The 22,307-nt window shown below is 50.3% G+C and carries 19 protein-coding genes; 8 read left to right on the forward strand and 11 right to left on the reverse strand.

Annotated elements, in window-relative coordinates; translation table 11 throughout:
- Nucleotides 1-26 precede the first annotated feature (26 nt).
- The 8 genes from RSC70_RS04385 to RSC70_RS04420 all read right to left on the reverse strand — a co-directional run bounded on the left by RSC70_RS04385 (nt 27) and on the right by RSC70_RS04420 (nt 6,827).
- Nucleotides 27-1,136 carry an SPOR domain-containing protein gene (locus RSC70_RS04385; RefSeq protein WP_332541817.1) on the reverse strand — a complete coding sequence of 370 codons (1,110 nt, stop codon included), beginning with the start codon at nt 1,134-1,136 and terminating at the stop codon, nt 27-29.
- An 84-nt stretch (nt 1,137-1,220) separates the two neighbouring features.
- On the reverse strand, nt 1,221-2,306 hold the full coding sequence (aroB, locus tag RSC70_RS04390) for a 3-dehydroquinate synthase (protein ID WP_332541818.1): 1,086 nt from the start codon (nt 2,304-2,306) through the stop codon (nt 1,221-1,223).
- Nucleotides 2,307-2,469: 163 nt separating this feature from the next.
- Nucleotides 2,470-2,988, reverse strand: a complete 519-nt coding sequence (gene aroK, locus RSC70_RS04395; RefSeq protein WP_004090980.1) for a shikimate kinase AroK — start codon at nt 2,986-2,988, stop codon at nt 2,470-2,472.
- Nucleotides 2,989-3,310: 322 nt separating this feature from the next.
- On the reverse strand, nt 3,311-4,618 hold the full coding sequence (hofQ, locus tag RSC70_RS04400; protein WP_332541819.1) for a DNA uptake porin HofQ: 1,308 nt from the start codon (nt 4,616-4,618) through the stop codon (nt 3,311-3,313).
- Nucleotides 4,615-4,968, reverse strand: a complete 354-nt coding sequence (locus RSC70_RS04405; RefSeq protein WP_282807605.1) for a hypothetical protein — start codon at nt 4,966-4,968, stop codon at nt 4,615-4,617. The genes hofQ and RSC70_RS04405 overlap by 4 nt, the downstream gene beginning before the upstream one ends.
- Nucleotides 4,965-5,474: a hypothetical protein gene (locus tag RSC70_RS04410; protein ID WP_282807604.1), complete on the reverse strand. Its 510-nt coding sequence runs from the start codon at nt 5,472-5,474 to the stop codon at nt 4,965-4,967. The genes RSC70_RS04405 and RSC70_RS04410 overlap by 4 nt, the downstream gene beginning before the upstream one ends.
- Entirely contained in the window at nt 5,467-5,997 is a 531-nt protein-coding gene (locus tag RSC70_RS04415; protein ID WP_332541820.1) for a PilN domain-containing protein, read from the reverse strand. Before RSC70_RS04415 ends, RSC70_RS04410 begins: the two co-directional genes overlap by 8 nt.
- Nucleotides 5,985-6,827 carry a hypothetical protein gene (locus tag RSC70_RS04420; protein WP_103008625.1) on the reverse strand — a complete coding sequence of 281 codons (843 nt, stop codon included), beginning with the start codon at nt 6,825-6,827 and terminating at the stop codon, nt 5,985-5,987. The genes RSC70_RS04415 and RSC70_RS04420 overlap by 13 nt, the downstream gene beginning before the upstream one ends.
- Nucleotides 6,828-6,947: 120 nt before the next feature.
- On the opposite strand from RSC70_RS04420, the gene mrcA reads away from it, so the two are divergent.
- Nucleotides 6,948-9,518, forward strand: a complete 2,571-nt coding sequence (mrcA, locus tag RSC70_RS04425) for a peptidoglycan glycosyltransferase/peptidoglycan DD-transpeptidase MrcA (RefSeq protein WP_040047004.1) — start codon at nt 6,948-6,950, stop codon at nt 9,516-9,518.
- Between the two features lie 65 nt (nt 9,519-9,583).
- On the opposite strand, the gene nudE is transcribed toward mrcA, so the two are convergent.
- Entirely contained in the window at nt 9,584-10,150 is a 567-nt protein-coding gene (gene nudE, locus RSC70_RS04430; protein WP_234618678.1) for an ADP compounds hydrolase NudE, read from the reverse strand.
- Nucleotides 10,151-10,599: 449 nt separating this feature from the next.
- On the opposite strand from nudE, the gene RSC70_RS04435 reads away from it, so the two are divergent.
- The 5 genes from RSC70_RS04435 (at nt 10,600) to pckA (ending at nt 16,758) form a co-directional block, all read left to right on the forward strand.
- On the forward strand, nt 10,600-12,714 hold the full coding sequence (locus tag RSC70_RS04435; RefSeq protein ID WP_130970713.1) for an IgaA/UmoB family intracellular growth attenuator: 2,115 nt from the start codon (nt 10,600-10,602) through the stop codon (nt 12,712-12,714).
- A 94-nt stretch (nt 12,715-12,808) separates the two neighbouring features.
- Nucleotides 12,809-13,492, forward strand: a complete 684-nt coding sequence (gene yrfG, locus RSC70_RS04440; protein ID WP_332541823.1) for a GMP/IMP nucleotidase — start codon at nt 12,809-12,811, stop codon at nt 13,490-13,492.
- A 67-nt stretch (nt 13,493-13,559) separates the two neighbouring features.
- Nucleotides 13,560-13,976, forward strand: a complete 417-nt coding sequence (gene hslR, locus RSC70_RS04445) for a ribosome-associated heat shock protein Hsp15 (protein WP_332541824.1) — start codon at nt 13,560-13,562, stop codon at nt 13,974-13,976.
- Nucleotides 13,977-14,025: 49 nt separating this feature from the next.
- On the forward strand, nt 14,026-14,907 hold the full coding sequence (gene hslO, locus RSC70_RS04450) for an Hsp33 family molecular chaperone HslO (RefSeq protein ID WP_332541825.1): 882 nt from the start codon (nt 14,026-14,028) through the stop codon (nt 14,905-14,907).
- A gap of 231 nt (nt 14,908-15,138) precedes the next feature.
- Nucleotides 15,139-16,758, forward strand: coding sequence for a phosphoenolpyruvate carboxykinase (ATP) (pckA, locus tag RSC70_RS04455; RefSeq protein ID WP_040047010.1), 1,620 nt, complete (start codon nt 15,139-15,141; stop codon nt 16,756-16,758).
- A gap of 95 nt (nt 16,759-16,853) precedes the next feature.
- Here pckA and envZ read toward each other — a convergent pair whose 3' ends face one another.
- Both envZ and ompR read right to left on the reverse strand, forming a co-directional pair.
- Entirely contained in the window at nt 16,854-18,242 is a 1,389-nt protein-coding gene (envZ, locus tag RSC70_RS04460) for a two-component system sensor histidine kinase EnvZ (protein WP_332541827.1), read from the reverse strand.
- Entirely contained in the window at nt 18,239-18,958 is a 720-nt protein-coding gene (ompR, locus tag RSC70_RS04465) for an osmolarity response regulator transcription factor OmpR (protein WP_004091002.1), read from the reverse strand. Before ompR ends, envZ begins: the two co-directional genes overlap by 4 nt.
- Nucleotides 18,959-19,314: 356 nt before the next feature.
- On the opposite strand from ompR, the gene greB reads away from it, so the two are divergent.
- Together greB and RSC70_RS04475 are read left to right on the forward strand one after the other, a co-directional pair.
- Nucleotides 19,315-19,791: a transcription elongation factor GreB gene (gene greB, locus RSC70_RS04470; RefSeq protein ID WP_063586247.1), complete on the forward strand. Its 477-nt coding sequence runs from the start codon at nt 19,315-19,317 to the stop codon at nt 19,789-19,791.
- Nucleotides 19,792-19,895: 104 nt separating this feature from the next.
- Nucleotides 19,896-22,232, forward strand: coding sequence for a Tex family protein (locus RSC70_RS04475; protein ID WP_332541828.1), 2,337 nt, complete (start codon nt 19,896-19,898; stop codon nt 22,230-22,232).
- The last annotated feature ends 75 nt before the right edge of the window (nt 22,233-22,307 follow it).

Raw genomic sequence — 22,307 nt, forward strand, 5'->3', positions numbered from 1 at the left:
CTGTAATAACTGAGGTATACCACTGTTTATTTTTTAACGTCTTTTTGTACCTGACTCATCGGACGCACCCAAGGGTTCTTCGCCTGAACATCAGCAGGGAGCGTAGACACCGCCCGTTTTGCTTCAGCTGAACTTGAGTAACTTCCGCTCACCAGTACATACCAAGGCTTGCCGTTACGGGTAGTTTCATAAACCCAATAATGAGCCAAATTCTGTTTTTTCGCATAGGCGTTCAGAGAGTCTGACCGCGAGGCGCTGCTCAGCTGTAACGTATAGTGGTTAGAAGGCGCACCTTTCAATGACGCATTCGCACCGCTAACGGCAGAACTCACCGCGTGCGTCGCCGGTTTAGTTGCCGTCGTTACTGGCGTCTTGGTGTTCGTTGGTTTCGCAACGTTTGCCGTATGAGCAGGCGTTTTGCTAACCGTTGTTTTACCAGAATGTGGCTTGGCTGTATTACTGTTCGCCGTAGATGCTGGTTTGGTCTGGATCGGGCGAATATTTTGCGCGGTACCGCCGTTAGTAACAGGCTTAGAAACAGCAGCACCCGAGCCCAACGTAGCCGGAGCCGTTGGCAATGTTGAAGCATTAGCTCCACCATCAATACCTTGTACCGCAGAGTCAACCTGACCTTGCTGTTGAGTCAGTGCATCCGACATATTATTGCCCGCCAGATCAATACGCTGTTGCCCTTGCTCACCTTGAACTGGTGCGGCCTGAGTTGGCGTATTGGAAATCGGCGGAACTGAAACATCTTGCGGCTGCGCAGCGGGCGCGTTACCAGCGTCAGCGGAATGGTCAATCATACCTGAGTTGTTAACACCGCTACCATCGTGGGCATCAGTGGTATTACTCGCAGTATTATTGGATAAGGTAGAAGATCCCGACAGGCTGATATCTTTGGTTCCGCCGTTGTTAGCCTGCTGGCCTGCCTCACCTTTCGAGGGTGATTTCAACGCTGAACCAATGCCGATGATCAACACCAACAGCACTAAAATACCGATCCCCATCATCATATGCTGACGAGATACCGCTAATTTTGGCGCTGAAGGACGAGCCTTGCGTGTGCGAGTCGGACGACGATCGCTTGCGTCAGGCTTTAGATCTTCATCAGGTTTGAACTCTTCTTCTTCCATATCCACCCTCCAGTCAGAGGCAAAACCGGTGGGGCGTTTTGATTCTCACCGGTCAATTCAATATTCAATGATTCAACAACATCATCAACCGCGGCAATCCGCAATCGCAGCCAAGACAATCTCATGGGCTACGCCTGAACGTACTTCTGACTGACCAACCGCTGTTGGCAGCACCAGACGCAGTTCACCCGCCAGCACCTTCTTATCACGCATCATGTGTGGTAAATAAGATTCTGGAGTCATACTTTTTGGCCCGGTAACCGGCAGCCCCGCACGCGCTATTAGCGTTCTTACGCGAGCGACATCCGCTTCACTGAATTGGCCCAGACGACGCGCCGTTTCAGCGGCCATCATCATACCCGCCGCAACAGCTTCACCGTGTAACCAATTACCGTAGCCCATTTCTGCTTCAATCGCATGACCATATGTATGGCCAAGATTCAGCAATGCACGCACACCCTGCTCTTTCTCATCCGCAGCAACAACTTCGGCTTTTAGCTCACAGCAGCGACGAATGCAGTACGCCATTGCTTTATTATCAAGTGCCAACAGCTCATCCAGATGCTCTTCTAACCATACGAAGAATTCACCATCAAGAATGATGCCGTACTTGATAACCTCAGCTAAGCCTGAAGCAAGTTCGCGCGCTGGCAGCGTTTTCAAACAGTCAATATCCACCACGACAGACGCGGGCTGGTAAAAGGCCCCGATCATGTTCTTACCCAGTGGATGGTTAACGGCTGTTTTCCCGCCAACGGAAGAGTCAACCTGAGACAACAATGTTGTTGGCACCTGAATAAAACGCACTCCGCGCTGATAGCACGCAGCCGCAAAACCGGTTAGATCGCCAATAACACCGCCGCCCAAAGCGATAAGCGTGGTATCACGCCCGTGGGGCTTTTGCAGCAATGCAGTAAATACTTGCTCCATCACAGACAACGTTTTGTATTGCTCGCCGTCCGGCAAGATCACCTGATCTACCCGAACACCGGTCTGCTCAAGCGCATGTTTGACACGTTCAAGATATATCGGTGCCAATGTTTCATTGGTCACTAACATAGCCTGATCGCCTGCCTTTAAAGGCAGAAATGAAGCAGGCTCCTCAAACAAACCAGAGGCTATCGTTATCGGGTAGCTACGCTCCCCAAGAGTGACGGTAATCCTTTCCATGGTGTGCTCAGAACCTTTTTCAGATTAAGAATTCAGTATATAGCCAAATTAGCTGGGTAGTTGCAGCCAGCAAGTGAACGAACCCCGACCAACCTACACCAGTAAGTTATTCCGGCGAACGCACACAGCTAACGTCGCGGCAACCCAAGTAACAAGGGTATAATTAGTTGCTTTCCAGCATATGAATAATCTGGTTAGCAACAACTTTAGCACTTTGATCATCCGTACGGATGGTCACATCAGCAATTTCTTCGTACAGCGGATTGCGTTCTTTTGCCAAGTCTTCCAGCACTTCACGCGGTGTATCTACCTGCAACAACGGACGTTTTTTATCACGCTGCGTACGAGCCAATTGCTTCTCGATAGTGGTTTCAAGATAAACAACCACGCCGCGAGCTGACAAGCGGTTACGGGTCTCGCGAGATTTCACGGAACCACCACCAGTTGCCAGAACAATGCCTTGTTTTTCAGTCAGTTCATTGATGACTTTTTCTTCACGATCGCGGAATCCTTCTTCACCTTCCACGTCGAATACCCAGCTAACATCAGCGCCGGTGCGTCGCTCAATTTCTTGATCGGAATCGAAGAACTCCATATTCAGTTGCTGAGCTAACTGACGACCAATAGTACTTTTGCCGGCACCCATAGGCCCAACCAGAAAGATATTGCGTTTCTCTGCCATGTTTTTCGGTACTACTAAGACAATTCGTTAATGATAACCCGCCCCGCCAATCAAATTAGCGACGGGACCTAAACTGAAACCTCATGAGCGATAGTGTGAGATCAGACGAAAAATTATCTCAACACTCTAGGTAGTTTGGCAACCGAATAAATCACAGCGCACGCCAAAGGTTAAATCACGGCGATAACGCTTTGGCCGGGGTACGGAAAAGCTCGGTGCTTAATTCGCTACCCTTGTAAGCTAAATCAAGCGCAGCGTCAAACGCGGAAACCATTCATGTGATAAAAATTTTTACCTTTTGAGCAAAAAAAGTATTGAATGCTTATTTCCTGAGTAATGCAGTGGGCATTTCCGTTTTTACTAGCCTTGGCGTGATAAAAATCACCAGTTCTCGCCGTTTTGCCTCTTCCGTTGAGTCGCGAAACAGTGCGCCAAGCAAGGGAACATCGCCCAATTTCGGCACCTGTGTTTTTCCATGCACAGTTTGCCGTTGAAAAATCCCGCCTAGGATAACAGTTTCGCCATCATTCAGGGTGACCTGTGTTTTGATCTCCTGCTTATCGATGGCCAAAGCCTCACCGTCACCCTGCTTAATACTCCTGCCCGGCATATTTTGCGTAATCTGCAACATCAGCGTGATTTTGCCATTACGCATCACTCGAGGCGTTACCTCCATTCCCAACACCGCCTCTTTAAACTCTATCGAGGTCGATCCACTGGCGCCGCTAGAAACCTCATAAGGAATTTCAGTTCCCTGCTTAATACTTGCCGTTTGTAGATTGGTCGCCATCAGATGAGGACTGGCAATAATTTCCACGTTATCTTCTTGTTCCAGAGCCGAAAGCTCCAACTCTAATAAGCGACCACCGATACGCGCAACTTGAAAACCTGCATTAAATGCACGCCCTTCCACCGGCAATCCCATGTTGAATTGGTTCAGCCGAAAGCCGCTTGAGTCAGACGCTGCGCTATCATCAGACTCCGAGGTCCCCCAACGAATCCCTAGCTCATTCAGGCTTTCACGATTGATGGTCACAATATGCGCAGTTAACTGCACCTGTGAGACGGGTTGATCGAGTTCCGCAATCCAAGCCTGAGCCGCTCGGGTGTTTTCGGGAAAATCCCGCACCAAAATCGTATTAGTGCGTGGGTCGGCACTGATACTGCCTTGCGCGCTTAACAACCCACTTTTTTGCTGCGTCAGGCTTTTGACCACGGCGTCCACATCCGCCTGCTGCAATGCAATGGAGACGGACGTTTTCTCCTGATCTTTCTCTTGCTGCTGTTTTTTATGCACCAACTCTTGCCGTCTATCGACGGCCTCGGCTGTCTGCACAAAGAGAATATTGCCTGTTTGTTCAATTGATAACTGATTCATACGTGCTATTGCTTGTAATGCCCGCTGCCAAGGCACATCAACCAATTTCACTGAGGTATTACCCTTAACCTCTTCGCTCACGATTAAATTAAGGTGACGATTATCCGCTAGCGCCTGCAGCACGTTAACCAAAGGCGCGTCAAAGAAGGCTAGGGTTATCGGTGCACTATCACGCGACGGCGCGGCGAATGCCGAAAACGCGCTAAGCCAGAGCAAACAACCATACCAAAATTCCTTTTTTACCTTTTTCATTCCATGGGCTCCCTTTCAGCGCTTATCGTCGGACAACTAAACGGATAAACAGCAGGCTTTTTGAACACCGAAAATTCATTGTTTTTCGATATGTCTTCCGCATCACTACGCAGCGAGAACAACGGCACAGCAACCATGGCGTCTCCGTTCGTTAACGCCACCCACACTCGCCAACAACGGCCATCACCAATCACGCCCAAAACCTGCCCCGTATCTGGCTCAACGGATATTGATGGCGGTATCAAAGGATGAAAAGGATCTCTATCCGCCTGAGAGGTGCTGATCGACATCACACCGAGGCATACAAGCACAGGAACTTGCCAGCCATGACAAAAGAGCGCTGTCTTCATATTCCATCCCCCGCGAGTACGAGCTGTCCTGAGATCGTTTCAGATTCCGACTCAAGTTCTAGCTGTGTGATTAGCCGAGCACAGCCAACCAGTTCATTCAGTAATTGCACAAGCTGAGGAAAACTTAGCGAGCCTTTCACGCCCCAACCTGCCCCTTTTTCACCACGAGCACGCGGATCTTTCTGCCACGTCATCTGCTGAGCAAAACGTTCACTAACGGGTAAATCAGCACACTGCGCCACTAACGGTCTTATCGATATGGCGTTAATAGAAAGCTGCAACAGCAAAGCCTGCTGGTTTAAAACCTGAGTACTCAATCGCTCCCACGCGGCTTGTGCATCTTGTTGACGCTGCCAAGAAGATGATTCAGCCCGTTGAGATAATGCGGCCACGCCAAGTCCACCTAACGCGCCGCAAAATAGAAAGATGGCGCAGACAACCGCATAAAAATGATGTGGGCTTAACTCACATAACCAGTCAATCACGCGATCGGCAACGCTATTCATGCTGACCACCTTCAAGCAAAAATTTTTGCAGCCCTGATTCAGCCACACTCATTTTCATAAGTTGCAACTCGGGTAAAGCGGCACTTTGATTGAGGTGTTGTGTAAAGGCAGAAATTGCGGCTGGCGTTGACGTCGTCCCTTCAATTTCTAAGCGCGTTGAGCGCCATGAAAGACGTGTCAGCCACACCTGTGCCGGGATATGGCGTTGTATCGCTAAAATAAAGGTCAGGATCTGCTGGTTGATTTCACGGTTGCGCTCGTCTTGTTGGCTCTGACGCAATTGATTTTTGGCCTGTAGCGCCCATGCGGCTAGTCGCACCTCTTGATGCAGTAACTGCTGGCTCCGGCGTTGCGACACGGCTGTTACAGCCTCCCAACGTTGAACTCGACGATGCACTTGATAAGCGGAATAACTGGCTATCAATATCAGCAGAACCACCGCGGCAACCAAACACAGCATACAAAACCGTAGTCGCTGAGCACGTAAAGTCGAAAACCAAGGGCAAAGGTTTATCTGCTCCATGAGGTTCTCTCCTCACACAGCGCCAGCCCGACGGCCAAAGCAAACAACTCCGGCTGCGAAGGTAAAGGCGGTTGTAGATAGGTCAGAGCACGAAATGGCGACCAGTCTGAGGCGTTGTCAGCGGCACAGGTTAGTGTCTCTGCGCCGCGGATCCCTTGGAGTGCAGCGTTCGAAACGGCTCGCTCGATGAGTTCAGGCATTGATTCATGGTTCTGACGCGCGATAAACCCAAACGCCAGCGGCTGAGAAAAAGGTGCTGCCCACGTCAGCACATGCTCTCCAACATGCAGTAATAATGCAGTTGGCGACTGCCCGCTAAGGGCTGCCGCTCGCCGTAATGCACAAGGGGTGATATCCGCAACGCTCGGCGTCAGACCAGCAGCAATCAAGGGTGTTTGCCAATCGCGCATATCTTGCTGGCGCACAGCGGTCATCAGCCATGCTTTCGGTTGAGAAGGCAAACGAGTGTAGTCACAAACAAACTCAGATCGAGGCAGCATAAGGCTGCGCTCTGCGGCTAAATCGAGAATGTTGCGCTGTAAATTAACCGGCAAATTCATCTCTGGCGTCGAAATGCTTTGCTGCATAATAATTTCCGGCGATAGGCCGATACGTACCGAGGTTTTGCCTGGAAGCTGGCGACGTAAGTCAGAAAGTCGATTATTCAGCCATTCCGATTGGCATAATCGTCCACTTTCGACCACATTTATGTGTGATGAAAACTGCCACCAACGCCTGAGCTGCCAGCCTTTACGCTGATAACTTACTGCCACGGCACAAAATGTCCGAGGCTGAATATCTATCCCTAACTGCCAAGTCCGTGCGAACATATGCAGCGATCTCCGTATCGTCAATGAAAGAAAAGAACGTATCCTCCGTGCTAGGTTGCCTTTATACTACTGCGCGTTTGTTTATAAACTGCCCAATTGACAAGTGATGGGAAATTCTAGGTGAAGTTCGTAAAGTATCTAATCATTCTTGCAGTCTGTTGCATTCTGCTGGGAGCGGCCGCAGTATTTGGTCTGTACAAATACGTTGAGCCACAGCTGCCCGATGTCGCGACGCTTAAAGACGTCCGTCTGCAAACACCGATGCAAGTCTATAGCGCCGATGGGTATCTCATCGCGCAATACGGTGAAAAACGCCGTGTACCTCTGCCGCTGAAACAAGTTCCGCCGCAGATGGTAAATGCCTTTATCGCGACTGAGGACAGTCGCTTCTTCGAACATCACGGTGTTGACCCGGTGGGGATTTTCCGCGCCGCTTCCGTGGCGTTATTCACAGGTCATGCCTCGCAAGGTGCGAGTACCATCACCCAACAGCTGGCGAGAAACTTCTTCCTGAGTCCAGAACGTACGCTGATGCGTAAGATCAAAGAGGCTTTCCTCGCGATCCGCATTGAGCAACTGCTGACTAAAGATGAAATTCTCGACCTGTATCTCAATAAAATTTATCTGGGTTATCGTGCCTACGGCGTTGGCGCCGCTGCACAGGTCTATTTTGGCAAAACCGTCGATCAGCTGACGCTGAGCGAAATTGCCATGATTGCCGGTCTGCCAAAAGCACCGTCAACGTTTAATCCGTTGTATTCTCACGATCGCGCTCTCGCCCGCCGTAACGTGGTGCTGAGCCGTATGCTGGATGAGAAATACATCACCCGCGCTGAATATGACCAAGCACGTAGCGAACCGTTAGAAGCGCGCTACCACGGGCCAGAAATCGACTTCTCTGCACCTTACCTATCTGAAATGGTGCGTCAGGAGATGCTGAAACAGTACGGTGAAAATGCCTATACCGATGGCTATAAGGTTTACACAACCGTCACCAAGCGCCTGCAGTTAGCCGCTCAAAGCGCATTGCGTAACAACGTTATCGCCTATGACATGCGCCACGGCTACCGTGGGCCGTCTAATGTGCTGTGGAAAGTAGGTCAGCCAACATGGTCGCGTGAGCAAATCATGAACTCGCTAAAAACATTGCCAACCTATGGGCCATTGCTGCCTGCGGTTGTCACTGAATCCAGCGCAGATGAAGCCACCGTCATGCTAGCCAACGGCGATAATGTCACGCTGCCAATGGCGACAGTTCGCTGGGCGCGTCCGTTCAAAACCGATCGCGTCCAAGGCCCTACGCCGCGTCGCGTCAACGATGTTATCCAGCCGGGCCAACAAATTTGGGTTCGTCAGGATGAAGATCAGAAATGGTGGTTAGCGCAGGTTCCAGATGTGAACTCGGCGCTGGTTTCCCTTAACCCGCAAGACGGTGCTGTCAAAGCACTGGTGGGTGGTTTTGACTTCAACCAAAGTAAATTTAACCGCGTCACTCAGGCTCTGCGCCAAGCAGGCTCTAACATCAAACCGTTCTTATATACAGCGGCGATGGACAAAGGCTTAACGCTGGCATCGATCCTGAACGACTTACCAATTTCTCGCTGGGATGCGGGTGCTGGCACCGATTGGCGTCCTAAGAACTCGCCGCCAACGTATGCAGGCCCAATTCGCCTGCGTCAGGGCTTAGGTGAATCGAAGAACGTGGTGATGGTGCGTGCGATGCGTGCGATGGGAGTTGATTACGCAGCGGAATATCTGCAGCGCTTCGGCTTCCCTGCGCAAAATATCGTGCATACCGAATCCTTAGCGTTGGGTTCTGCGTCGTTTACCCCAATGCAGTTGGTTCGCGGCTATGCGGTATTTGCTAACGGCGGTTACTTAGTTGACCCTTACTTCATCACCAAAATTATCGACGGTGAAGATAAAGTGGTCTTCGAAGCTAAACCGAAGGTTGTTTGCGAAAGCTGTAATCTGCCAGTGATCTATGGGCAAACGCCAAAATCCGTTGCGCTTACCGATGATAGCGTCGAAAACGTCGCCGTATCTCAGGATAGCAACGCTAACGCAGCGGTGCCGATGCCTCAGCTTGAGCAAGTTACACCAGCTCAGATGAATCAGGATTCAGATCAACAATATGCACCGCATGTGATCAACACGCCGTTGGCGTTCCTGATGCATGACGCGCTCAACAGTAACATCTGGGGTGAACCAGGTGGCGGCTGGATGGGTACCGGCTGGCGTGCAGGGCGTGATCTGAAGCGTCATGATATCGGTGGTAAAACCGGTACGACCAACAGTTCAAAAGATGCGTGGTTCTCTGGCTATGGTCCAGATATCGTGACCAGCGTTTGGATTGGTTTTGACGATCATCGCCGCGATTTAGGCCGCACCACCGCTTCTGGCGCGATTAAAGATCAAATCTCCGGCGGCGAAGGCGGGGCGAAAAGCGCCCAGCCAGCGTGGGACGACTTTATGAAAGCCGCATTAGAAGGCGTTCCTGAGCAGAAAATGGCACCACCACCGGGTATTGTTAGCGTAACTATCGACAAATACACCGGCAAACTCTCAGGCGGGGGCGCTGGCAGCAAGTCTGAATACTTCATTGATGGCACGCAGCCAACGGAGTACTCGGTACATGAAGCGGGTACCACGGTGACCGACAGCGGTGGTGAAAGCCACGAACTGTTCTAGTGCAGAACCACTGATACGATAAAGGGGCCAATTGGCCCCTTTTTTATATCTAGCGTTTGCGTTAATCAGCCAACGTTAACGGCTCGTGCAGCCAAAAGTTCTCGCACTAAGAACAATGCACTGACGCTGCGAGCTTCGCGGAAGTCAGGATCGTCAAGCAGCTCCATCATGCGCGCTATCGGCCAGCGTACAACCGGCATCTGTTCGGGTTCATCCCCTTCCAAACGCTCAGGGAAGAGGTCTTCCGCTAAAACAATATTCATCCTGCTGGAAAAATAGGAAGGCGCCATCGTCAGTTTATGCAAAAAAGTAAACTGCTCGGCACCAAAACCGGCCTCTTCCATTAACTCTCGATTTGCCGCCTGAAAAATGTCTTCTCCAGGATCAATCAGCCCTTTAGGAAAACCAAGCTCATAGCTCTCAATTCCGACAGCATATTCACGGATCAGCAGCAGATCGTCGCCGAGAATTGGCACAATCATCACTGCTTCGCGCTCTGAGGGACGCATACGCTCATACACGCGGCGCACACCATTGCTAAACTCTAAGTCCACCGACTCCACATTAAACAGGCGTGAGCGTGCAATGGTTTCCACGCTGAGAATTTTTGGCTTTTGTGGGAGTTTTTCCATGATGGCCCCGAATTAATGGTTTCCCGTCGATTATCGTAATACTGCAATATCCAAATCATGGGAATGGCGACTGACAGGCGACATATTTTGATTCGATATTTTCGTTTATAGATGCAGATCACAGTATTTAGTTACTCTGCATTGTGCGCAGAAGGTGTGAGATTCGCAACAATTGTTGAGTATATTTTGCAGTCTTGTTTCCAGCCAGCCTGAGCCAAAAAATTCCACTCAATATGCCGCTATTACTTGCCACACATGAGAAAAATCGGATAATGCCGATATAATCAGCAGACTCCGACTGCTAACCTTTTTACTTGAATATGCGACAATCTTTGCAAAACTATAAATAAAATCATTTCATAACATATATTTATATTCGCTTTATAATTCATCCGTATAATGTCCTTTTGGACAAGGTGGAAAGGTGATGATTACCAAACGGGGTCGGCATGAGCGCACCAGTTATCGCATCAATCCTACTGATCCTTTGCCTGCTGATTGCCGGATGTGCCTATTGGTCTAAGATGAAAAAATCTGCCTTATTAACAACATCTTTCCCATTTCTTAAAACTAAACTGCGCAAACTGCAAAAAGATGAACTTCAGGCCATTGAGCAATATCTCAATAAGCTAGAGTCTCCTTCAGGTTCTTCTCATGCACCCATGCCCGTAGCTCAACATCGCCTGATGCCTCAGGGGGATCGCGTTTACCCGCTCGTCCACGCGATAACCCGTTACGAACTCACTACCGACGATCCCAATAAAAGGCGCTATTACCTTGATAACATTGAGGTTCACCTGCCTGTTTTTTGGGAACAATATATCGCCGACGATAACCAGCTTGAGGTGATCAAAACTCATAGCATTCCTTTGGTTATCTCCATCAACGGCCACTCGTTGGTTGACGCTGCACAAGAGGATTTACTTCCTCCTCCCGATAGCACCAGCAGCGCTTCAATTCGTCAGACAGAAAGTGAAAAAGTCGAGCTGCAAGGCGTTCGCAAAGAAACCCAGTTGGAGTATCAGCTCAGCCAGCAAGGCGGCATCCGCGAATCTATCGTGATCGTGGTAGCATTACTGATGTTGTATGCCAGCCTAATGAGTCCTAATGCTTTAATGCCGTGGCTGCTTACCGTCGCCACTGGGCTTATTGCGTGGGGCATTTGGCGCTTATACAGTCGCCCTTCTGAACGCGACCTGAAAGAAATCCACTGCATTCGCGGTATCCCCAAGCGCTGGGGGTTATTTGGCGAGTCTAACGTTGGGCAAATCAACAACGTCTCGTTAGGCACCTTAGATCTCATCTATCCGGCACATTGGCAGAACTATATTCAAAAAGATCTCGGGCATAAAACCGATATCGAAATGTATCTCAGCCGCCACGTAGTACGTCAAGGCCGCTTCCTCTCGCTGCACGATGAGGTTAAAAACTTTCCCCTACAGCGCTGGGGACGTAATATCGTGCTGCTAGGCGGAGCGCTTCTTACGCTCACGTTGCTGCTCACGACTCAGCCTCTCAGCATCCCGTTCAAACTTAGCTCCGCGTGGTTACATGGAACACACAGCGTTGATGTGAATAGCGTGAAATCGCTGGCTGCACTGCCGCTGCACGTTGGGGATACTTTAAATATTCAAGGTACCGGCATGTGCCGTGTTCCCGCGTCCTATCAAGATGGCGTACGTTATCCCTTTATGCCTTTCGATTGCTCGGCGATTTACTGGAGCAATGCGACTCCGATGTCTGCACCCGCGTCTGATATCGTGGATAACGCAGCGGCGTTGCTTGCGACGGTGAACCGCCAGTTGAACGCGAACAATGAAGACCAGAAAGTTAACCCTGGACTGGCTAGCGCAATTCAAAAATCCGGCATGATCTTGCTGGATGACTTTGCCGATATTGTTCTGCGTACCGAAGATCTCTGTGCGCAGCAGTCAGAATGCACAAGGCTAAAAAATTCGCTGGTGAATCTTGGTAACAGCAAGTCATGGAGCGCCCTGCTGAAAAAAGCGCAAAACGGGGGGTTGGACGGTGTGAACGTGCTGCTACGTCCGGCAAGTGCCCAGCTATTATCAAACATCGTTAATAGCGCCGTCTCTTCGTTCTATTATCGCGAAACGCATCAGGCCGCACAGTCTCTCACCGCAACGCCGCCGGGCGGATTTTTGATTATCAGCGATGAAGGTAAGCAGTTGGTTAATCATCCACAGCCTGCCATTTCACTCTACGATTACACGGCTATCGATCAGTGGCGTGAGCTGGAGTCACTCTCACAGCAACTTCTGATGACGCCATTTAAAGCCAGCGGCGTGATCACCGAACTCAGCACCGATGCCAACGGTACTCGGCATATTATGTTGCACAGCGAACCCGATGGTCTAACGCTGTGGCGATACATTTTAACCTGCGCACTATTGCTCGCCGTCACACTGATTATTATCGTTAACGCACTGATGTTTATGTTCAGAATACAGAAATCTATGAATCGTATTCCTGAGATACAACGCTACTACGACCAGTGCATTAACCACAGCATCATGCCTTTTGATACCGCCCCGCGACGTTAATTTCATCGGTTGGCATGACAAGCCAATAGAGTAAAAATATAATTCCTTAAGGCCAGCATCCGCTGGCCTTTTCGCCTATCTAGCAGGAGCCTGTATGTCCCCTACCCTGAACCATCAGCCTAATTTTAATTGGCAAGAAATCGAAACCGTATTGCTAGATATGGATGGAACACTGCTCGATCTGGAGTTTGACAGCTATTTTTGGCTTAATCTGGTGCCGCAGACCCTGAGCGAGCGCCGCGGCATTACGCTCGATGAAGCCAAAAAACTCATCCGCCATGAATATAACGCGGTGCAACATACGCTGAATTGGTACTGTTTTGACTATTGGAGCGATCGTCTAGACTTAGACATCTATCAAATGACCTCCGACGTCGGCGCTCGTGCGCGTTTACGCCAAGATACCCAACCGTTTTTAGAGGCGCTTCGTACCAGCGGCAGAAAAACTATTTTGCTGACTAACGCCCATCCACACGGGCTTGCGGTGAAGTTGCAGCACACCGGACTCGATCAGCATCTTGATTTATTATTTTCCACCCACACATTTGGTTATCCGAAGGAAGATCAGCGACTGTGGCAGGCGGTACAAAAACGTACTGGTTTTAATCCTGCAACAACGCTGTTTGTCGATGATGCCGAACCCATTCTGGATGCAGCCCAAAGCTATGGTATTCGCTACTGCCTTGGCGTTCGCAACCCGGACTCAAGCATGGCCGAGAAACAATTCTCACGCCATCCGTCCATGAATGATTACCGCACATTATTACCAGCCTTTTAGCCACAGTAGTTCGCTGCGGCAGTAAAAGCTCGGTACCTTGGGCGAACTCATACAGGTAGGAGCCGACATGAAAGGTAAGAACGAACAGGAAGACAGCGCCATTCGTTTGGATAAATGGCTCTGGGCCGCACGATTCTATAAAACCCGCGCCATTGCCCGCAACATGGTCGACGGCGGTAAAGTCCATTACAACGGACAGCGCGGCAAACCGAGTAAGGCCGTGGAGATTGGCGCTGAAATCAAGCTACGCCAAGGCAATGACGACCGAACCGTTATCGTCACCGCGCTCACGGCACAGCGACGCGGCGCCGTAGATGCTCAGCAGCTTTATGAAGAAACGGCGGCCAGCATTGAAAACCGCGAAAAGGTGGCACTCGCACGCAAGATGAATGCGCTAACCATGCCGCATCCCGATCGACGTCCTGACAAAAAAGAGCGTCGCACGTTGCTGAAATTTAAAAGCGAACAAGCTTCAAACGAATAAATTTAAAAACGGCTAGCTGGATAAACCGGCAGTCCTAAGAGAGAAAACCATGTCTAATCACGACCAATTACATCGCTATCTGTTTGAAAATATGGCCGTTCGCGGCGAGCTGGTCACCGCCAGCCACACTTTCCAGCAGATGCTCGAAAACCACAGCTATCCGGCACCGGTACAAACGCTGCTGGGCGAACTGTTGGTTGCCACTAGCCTTCTAACCGCTACGCTGAAATTTGACGGTGACATCACCGTTCAGCTTCAGGGCGATGGTCCATTGAAAATGGCCGTCATCAACGGTAACAACCAGCAGGAAATGCGCGGCGTTGCACGTTTGCAGGGCGATATTGCCGAAGGCAGTAGCATGCGTGAAATGTTAGGTAATGCGGTGATGGTTATCACCATCACACCAAGCGAAGGCGAACGTTATCAAGGCGTCGTAGGTCTGGAAGGTGAAACGCTGGCTGAATGTTTAGAAGCCTATTTCATGCAGTCCGAACAGTTGCCAACCCGTTTGTTCATCCGTACCGGTGAGCACGATGGCAATGCATGTGCAGCCGGTATGCTGCTGCAAATCATGCCTGCACAGCCGAATAACGTGGAAGATTTATCGCATCTGGCTCAGCTGACCGCGACGGTAAAATCCGAAGAGCTGTTTAGTCTTCCGGCGAACGAAGTGCTTTATCGTCTTTATCATCAGGAAGAAGTCACCCTGTACGAGCCACAAGACGTCACTTTCCGCTGCACCTGTTCACGCGAGCGCAGCGCCAGTGCACTGCTGACCGTTCCAGTGGAAGAGCTGAACCACATGTTAGAAGAAGATGGCAACATCGATATGCACTGTGATTACTGCGGTAACCACTATGTATTTGATAAAATTGATATCGAATCATTACTGGCAGGTGGACAAAACCACAACGACGAGTGCGTTCACTAAGCATAAATGTCGTCATGCCGAACACGAAGCCCGCCATTGTGCGGGCTTTTTCATTGATCCTGCTCAGCATATATAGATTATCTACGCGCAAATTCCGTGGCATCCATCTCATAACTGAATGAAAGCCGGATGAAAATTGTTTTTTTTGATGGTTCTCTCGGTTAAACACGCTCCAATCTTTGACACTAGACCTAGTAAAAAATCTAATCTTACAAGGAAAGGAGTAGTGTCATGCATACGAAAGGCTTAACCCCACAGGATTTAGCAGAATATGGAATTACTGACGCAGCTGAGATCATCTACAACCCTAGCTATGACCTGCTCTTCCAAGAAGAAACCGCTCCTAATCTAGAGGGATATGAACGCGGAACAGTGACAACGCTTGGCGCAGTTGCCGTTGATACTGGGATTTTTACCGGTCGTTCACCGAAAGATAAGTACATTGTGCGCGACGATGTGACTCGCGATACCGTTTGGTGGTCAGATCAAGGGAAAGGCAAAAACGATAACCACCCTCTTTCCGTTGAAACTTGGCAGCATCTGAAATCGCTCGTCACCAAAGAGCTTTCAGGCAAGCGTTTATTCATTGTCGATGCATTCTGCGGAGCAAACAGCGACACCCGCCTAAGCGTTCGTTTCATTACCGAAGTGGCATGGCAGGCTCATTTCGTTAAAAACATGTTTATCCGCCCAACTGACGAAGAACTGGCAAGCTTCAAGCCCGATTTCATCGTTATGAACGGCGCCAAATGCACCAACCCACAGTGGAAAGAGCAGGGATTAAACTCTGAGAACTTTGTGGCGTTTAACCTTACTGAACGCATCCAGTTGATCGGCGGTACGTGGTACGGCGGCGAGATGAAGAAAGGGATGTTCTCCATCATGAACTACCTACTGCCGCTGAAAAATATCGCGTCTATGCACTGTTCTGCCAACGTGGGCGAAAAAGGCGATGTGGCGATTTTCTTCGGCCTATCTGGCACCGGGAAAACAACGCTCTCCACCGATCCAAAGCGCCAGCTCATAGGCGATGACGAGCACGGCTGGGACGACGATGGCGTATTTAACTTCGAAGGCGGTTGCTACGCGAAAACCATCAAACTGTCTGAAGAAGCAGAACCAGACATCTACCACGCGATTACCCGCGATGCACTGCTGGAGAACGTGGTTGTTCTGGAAGATGGTACGGTCGATTTTAACGACGGTTCAAAAACTGAAAACACCCGCGTTTCTTACCCGATTTATCATATTCAGAACATTGTTAAGCCGGTTTCAAAAGCCGGTCACGCGAAGAAGGTTATTTTCTTAACCGCCGACGCATTTGGCGTGCTGCCACCGGTATCTCGCTTAACCGCAGACCAAACTCAATATCACTTCTTGTCTGGGTTTACCGCTAAACTGGCAGGTACCGAACGCGGCGTAACAGAACCAACGCCAACCTTCTCTGCCTGTTTCGGTGCGGCGTTCCTGTCTCTGCATCCAACCAAATATGCAGAAGTGCTGGTTAAACGCATGCAGGCCGCGGGCGCTCAGGCCTATCTGGTGAATACCGGGTGGAATGGAACGGGCAAACGTATTTCCATCAAAGATACGCGCGCCATTATCGATGCCATCCTGAGCGGTGAGATTGATAACGCTGAAACCTTCACGCTACCAATTTTCGATCTGGCAGTACCAACGGCGCTGCCGGGTGTGAATCCTGACATTCTGGATCCACGCGATACCTACGCTAGCAAAGAACAGTGGCAAGAAAAAGCGCAAGATCTGGCGCAGCGTTTTGTCACTAACTTTGATAAATACACCGACACGCCAGCAGGTGCTGCACTGGTAAAAGTCGGCCCTAAAGTTTGATTTAGCGGTAAAAATACAAAAGGAGCCATTTGGCTCCTTTTATTTTTCTAGCTTGTTTAACTCAACTTATTCACATCGGCAAAGACGGCGAATCATCAGTGATGAGACTCTTTGTCTTTCTTCTTATGACTTGATTTTGAGTCATGCGCTGTAAGAGGATCTGACTCAGGCATTAATAGCAATGCGCGGATACGCAGCCCACCGCGTTCGCTGGTGCCGATATCCAAGCTGCCAGAGTGCCCGTCGATAATACGTTGCAGGATCGCCAGCCCCAGCCCTGTTCCGCTGGTTGTTCGGGCGCTTTCGCCCCGCACAAAAGGTTGGAAGAGATGCGCTAACTGCTCTGGCGCGATACCAGGGCCGTCATCTTCCACTTGGAACCATGCTCTTTTGCCTTCGGTGCCGCTGCTCACTTTAATCCAGCCGTTACCGTAGCGGGTAGCGTTAACCACCATATTGACCGCGGCACGCTTAATCGACAGCGGATGCACATCAACCAGTAGTTCGCCTTCGGCAAGATCGGTGTCGATCACCCGTTCATAACCACTTTCCGCAGCCACGACTTCGGCCAAAATACCGTTCAGATCGCAAACCTCGGTCTGCATTTCCTGCCCAGTACGCAGATAATCAATGAACTGCTCAATGATGGCATTACACTCTTCGGTATCTTTATTTATCGATTCCGCCAGATAGCCATCTTCGCTGCTCATCATCTCCGTCGCTAAACGAATACGCGTCAGCGGCGTGCGTAAGTCGTGGCTCACGCCCGCCATCAGCAGAGTGCGATCGTCGGCAAGTTGCTTAACCCCTGCCGCCATTTGGTTAAATGCCCGCGTCACGGAACGAACTTCAGACGCGCCATATTCACGCAGCGGTGGCGGTATATGTCCTTTCCCCACCTGTATGGCAGCATGTTCAAGTTCCACCAAGGGTCGGTTCTGAATACGAATGAATAGCCATGCGCCACCAATCGCCAGCAGCATAATCGCCAAGGTATATCTGAACAGCGGGGAGAAGTCCCCCTGATGGATCTCCGTCAGCGGAACGCGTACCCAAATATCAGGTGATAACCATGTTTTGAGCCACACCACCGGTGTGTTCTTACTTATTTCAACGCGAACATCGGTTGGGCCACCCAGCTGTTGCGCCATCTGCTGGCTGAGGAATTGATAGTGCTGCGCCCAACGCAGACCACTCTCCTCCGCCGCAGAATTGGTATACAGAGAAATGCCCAGCTCACGATAAATTTCGCGCCGAAACGCCGGAGGAACCTCCAGCTGTGTACCATCCTCAAGCTGTAGCTTGTCCGTCATCAACATACGGACTTCATACGCCAGCACTTTATTGAATTGCTGTAGGCTAGGCAGAATCGCGAAATTCAGCACCACCAAATAGGTTGTCACCAAACTGACAAACAGTAAGGTGACAATCAGCAACAACGTGCGGGCAAATGAGCTACGCGGCGAGAAGCGCAGTCGCCTCATGCTTTACTGCCGTCCGGCACAAAGACGTAGCCCAAACCCCAAACGGTTTGGATATAGCGAGGATGTGCAGGATCTTCTTCAACCATGCGGCGCAGACGTGAAATTTGCACGTCGATAGAACGTTCCATCGCACTGTATTCACGGCCACGTGCCAGATTCATCAGCTTATCGCGAGACAGTGGCTCACGCGGATGACTGACTAACGCTTTTAGTACCGCAAATTCGCCGCTGGTTAATGGCATAGGCTCATCTTCACGGAACATCTCGCGTGTACCGAGGTTCAGTTTGAATTTACCGAAGGAGATCACCGCATCTTCTTGTGATGGCGCACCCGGCAATTCATTGGCCTGACGGCGTAACACCGCACGGATACGAGCCAGCAGCTCACGCGGGTTAAACGGCTTAGGAATATAGTCATCGGCACCAATTTCCAGCCCAACAATACGATCGACCTCTTCACCTTTTGCCGTCACCATAATGATCGGCATAGGGTTACTTTGGCTGCGCAGACGGCGGCAGATAGACAAACCATCTTCGCCCGGTAGCATTAAATCCAGCACCATCAGGTGGAAAGATTCACGGGTTAGCAAGCGATCCATTTGCTCGGCGTTGGCGACACTGCGTACCTGAAAACCCTGTTCGGTCAGGTAACGCTCTAACAACGCACGTAGGCGCATGTCGTCATCAACAACTAAAATCTTGTAGTTCTCTTGCATGGTGTACTCCCAAAGGCGCCAAAGGCGGTATGCCCGACACGCTGAGCCGATATAATTAAAGCGATCTTTTTAAGGATGCCTATTGTTCAGAAACTGTGGCAATTGAGACAGCAGATAATGGTTTATATTCTAGCCTAAATTGTTACAAAGGTTATTTATCTTATGCTTACGGGCAGTTATTACACTTTTTATCACAAAAGTTATCGCAAAATGCGATCAAATTAGCATCGCAAGATGAAGCTTCTCGCCGCGAATTGTAATCTTACGATTCGTGATATAACGTTCCATCCCCGCCTCATGCAGGCAGAAATGAATACCTCGACTTCTTTTTCATGTGTTTTACAGGGCAGCAAAGAATGAAAACGCAACTGATTACACGCGGCGGCTACGAAAAGCTCAAGCAGGAGCTAGATTATTTGTGGCGCGAAGAGCGTCCTGAAGTGACAAAGAAAGTGACATGGGCAGCCAGCCTCGGTGACCGCAGCGAAAACGCAGACTATCAATATAACAAAAAGCGCCTACGCGAAATCGACCGTCGAGTCCGCTATCTCACCAAATGCCTTGAGCAACTGCGTATCGTTGATTATTCACCGCAGCAGGATGGAAAGGTCTTCTTCGGCGCATGGGTAGAAGTCGAAAATGATGAAGGCGTCATTAAGCGTTTTCGCATCGTGGGCTACGATGAAATTTTCGGCCAAAAAGACTATATCTCTATCGACTCACCGATGGCGCGCGCGTTGCTAAAAAAAGAGGTTGGCGATGCGGTTACCGTGACCACGCCGTTAGGTGACGCAGTGTGGTACATCAATGAGATTGAATATCCGAAAGCATAATTCGGCATTATCCGAGCGCTTCGCGGCCCCTTGAGCTGGCATGTTTATGCATCAAAAAGTATATACTTGCCCATAATTTTTAAACTTACGGACATACTGATTCTATGAATGATTCATTGAGCCGCATTATTGCGAGTGAACTGCAAGCGCGACCAGAGCAGGTTGATTCAGCCATTCGCCTCTTGGACGAAGGGAACACCGTCCCCTTTATTGCTCGCTACCGTAAAGAAGTTACCGGCGGTTTAGATGATACCCAGCTACGCCAGTTAGAAACCCGTTTGGGGTATCTGCGCGAGTTGGAAGAACGTCGAGCCACCATTCTGAAATCTATCGACGATCAGGGCAAACTGACCGAGCAGCTTGCCGGTGCCATCAACGGCACCATGAGCAAAACCGAGCTGGAAGATTTATATCTTCCCTACAAGCCTAAGCGCCGCACCCGTGGGCAAATCGCGATTGAAGCAGGTCTTGAGCCGCTGGCCGATTCGCTGTGGCAAGACCCGCAGCAAGATCCTGAAACGCTGGCCGCCAACTATGTTGATGCCGATAAAGGCGTTGCCGACACCAAAGCCGCGCTCGATGGCGCTCGCTATATTCTGATGGAGCGTTTCTCTGAGGATGCCGCACTGCTGGCTAAAGTGCGTAACTATCTCTGGAAAAATGCTCATCTGGTTTCCAAAGTGGTCGAAGGCAAAGAGGACGAAGGTGCGAAATTCCGTGACTACTTCGACCATCACGAGCCGATTGCTAATGTGCCTTCCCATCGCGCACTGGCGATGTTCCGCGGCCGCAACGAGGGAGTATTACAACTCTCCCTGAATGCCGATCCTCAGTTTGAACAAGCCCCGCGCGAAAGCTATTGCGAACAAATCATTATCGATCATTTAGGTTTACGCCTAAACAATGCACCGGCTGATGCATGGCGCAAAGCGGTGGTGAACTGGACTTGGCGCATCAAAGTGTTGCTGCACCTTGAAACTGAGCTGATGGGCACCTTGCGCGAACGCGCTGAAGATGAAGCGATTAACGTTTTTGCACGCAACATGCACGATCTGCTTATGGCTGCTCCGGCAGGTATGCGAGCAACTATGGGCCTCGATCCTGGTTTACGTACCGGCGTTAAAGTGGCCGTGGTTGATGGCACGGGTAAACTCGTCGCAACAGACACCATTTATCCACACACCGGACAGGCCGCAAAAGCCGCTGCCTCAGTGGCAGCGCTGTGTATCAAACACAACGTGGAACTGGTGGCGATTGGTAACGGTACCGCATCTCGCGAAACTGAGCGTTTCTATTTAGATGTTCAGCGCCAGTTCCCTGAAGTTAAAGGCCAAAAAGTTATCGTCAGCGAAGCGGGCGCATCCGTTTATTCAGCGTCTGAGCTCGCGGCGCAAGAATTCCCAGACTTGGATGTGTCAATCCGCGGAGCGGTATCTATCGCCCGCCGTCTGCAAGATCCACTGGCTGAGCTGGTGAAAATCGATCCGAAATCAATCGGGGTCGGTCAGTATCAGCACGACGTTAGCCAAACCCAACTGGCACGAAAACTTGATGCCGTTGTAGAAGACTGCGTGAACGCCGTTGGCGTCGATCTCAACACCGCATCGGTTCCACTGTTGGCTCGCGTTGCAGGGCTCACTCGTTTGATGGCGCAAAATATCGTCGGATGGCGTGACGAAAATGGCCGTTTCAGCAACCGTGAACAGCTGTTGAAAGTCAGCCGTTTAGGCCCTAAAGCATTCGAGCAGTGTGCTGGCTTCCTACGTATTAACCACGGTGACAATCCGCTGGATGCATCAACCGTTCACCCGGAAGCCTATCCTATCGTTGAACGTATTTTGGCAGCCACACGCCAGAGCCTACAAGAATTGATGGGCAACCCAACTGAGCTGCGCGGCCTGAAAGCTAGCGAGTTTACCGACGAGCGTTTTGGTGTGCCAACGGTCACCGATATCATCAAGGAACTGGAAAAACCAGGACGCGACCCACGCCCTGAGTTCAAAACCGCGACCTTTGCCGACGGCGTTGAAACCATGAACGACCTGCAGCTGGGGATGATTCTGGAAGGCTCTGTCACTAACGTCACCAACTTTGGTGCCTTTGTTGATATCGGCGTTCACCAAGATGGTTTGGTGCATATTTCTTCACTGGCGGATAAATTTGTCGATGACCCGCATAAAGTCGTAAAAGCTGGCGACATTGTTAAGGTCAAAGTGATGGAAGTCGATCTGCAGCGTAAACGTATTGCATTGACGATGCGTTTGGACGAGCAACCGGGCGAAAGCGGCTCTCGTCGCAGCAACCCAGAACGCACGCCAGATCGCCAACGTCCTGCGAACAATAATGCTCGCCAAGCGAGAAATGACAAAAAACCAGACAGCGGTAATAACAGCGTAATGGGCGACGCACTAGCCGCCGCCTTTGGCAAAATGAAGCGCTAACCGCGCAATAAGCCAATCTCCTTTCCCTCGCCATTATCGCGAGGGAAAGTGAGATGCATCACAATTTACAAATCT

The sequence above is a fragment of the Hafnia sp. genome, assembly GCF_036648275.1.
Lineage (GTDB): Bacteria > Pseudomonadota > Gammaproteobacteria > Enterobacterales > Enterobacteriaceae > Hafnia > Hafnia alvei.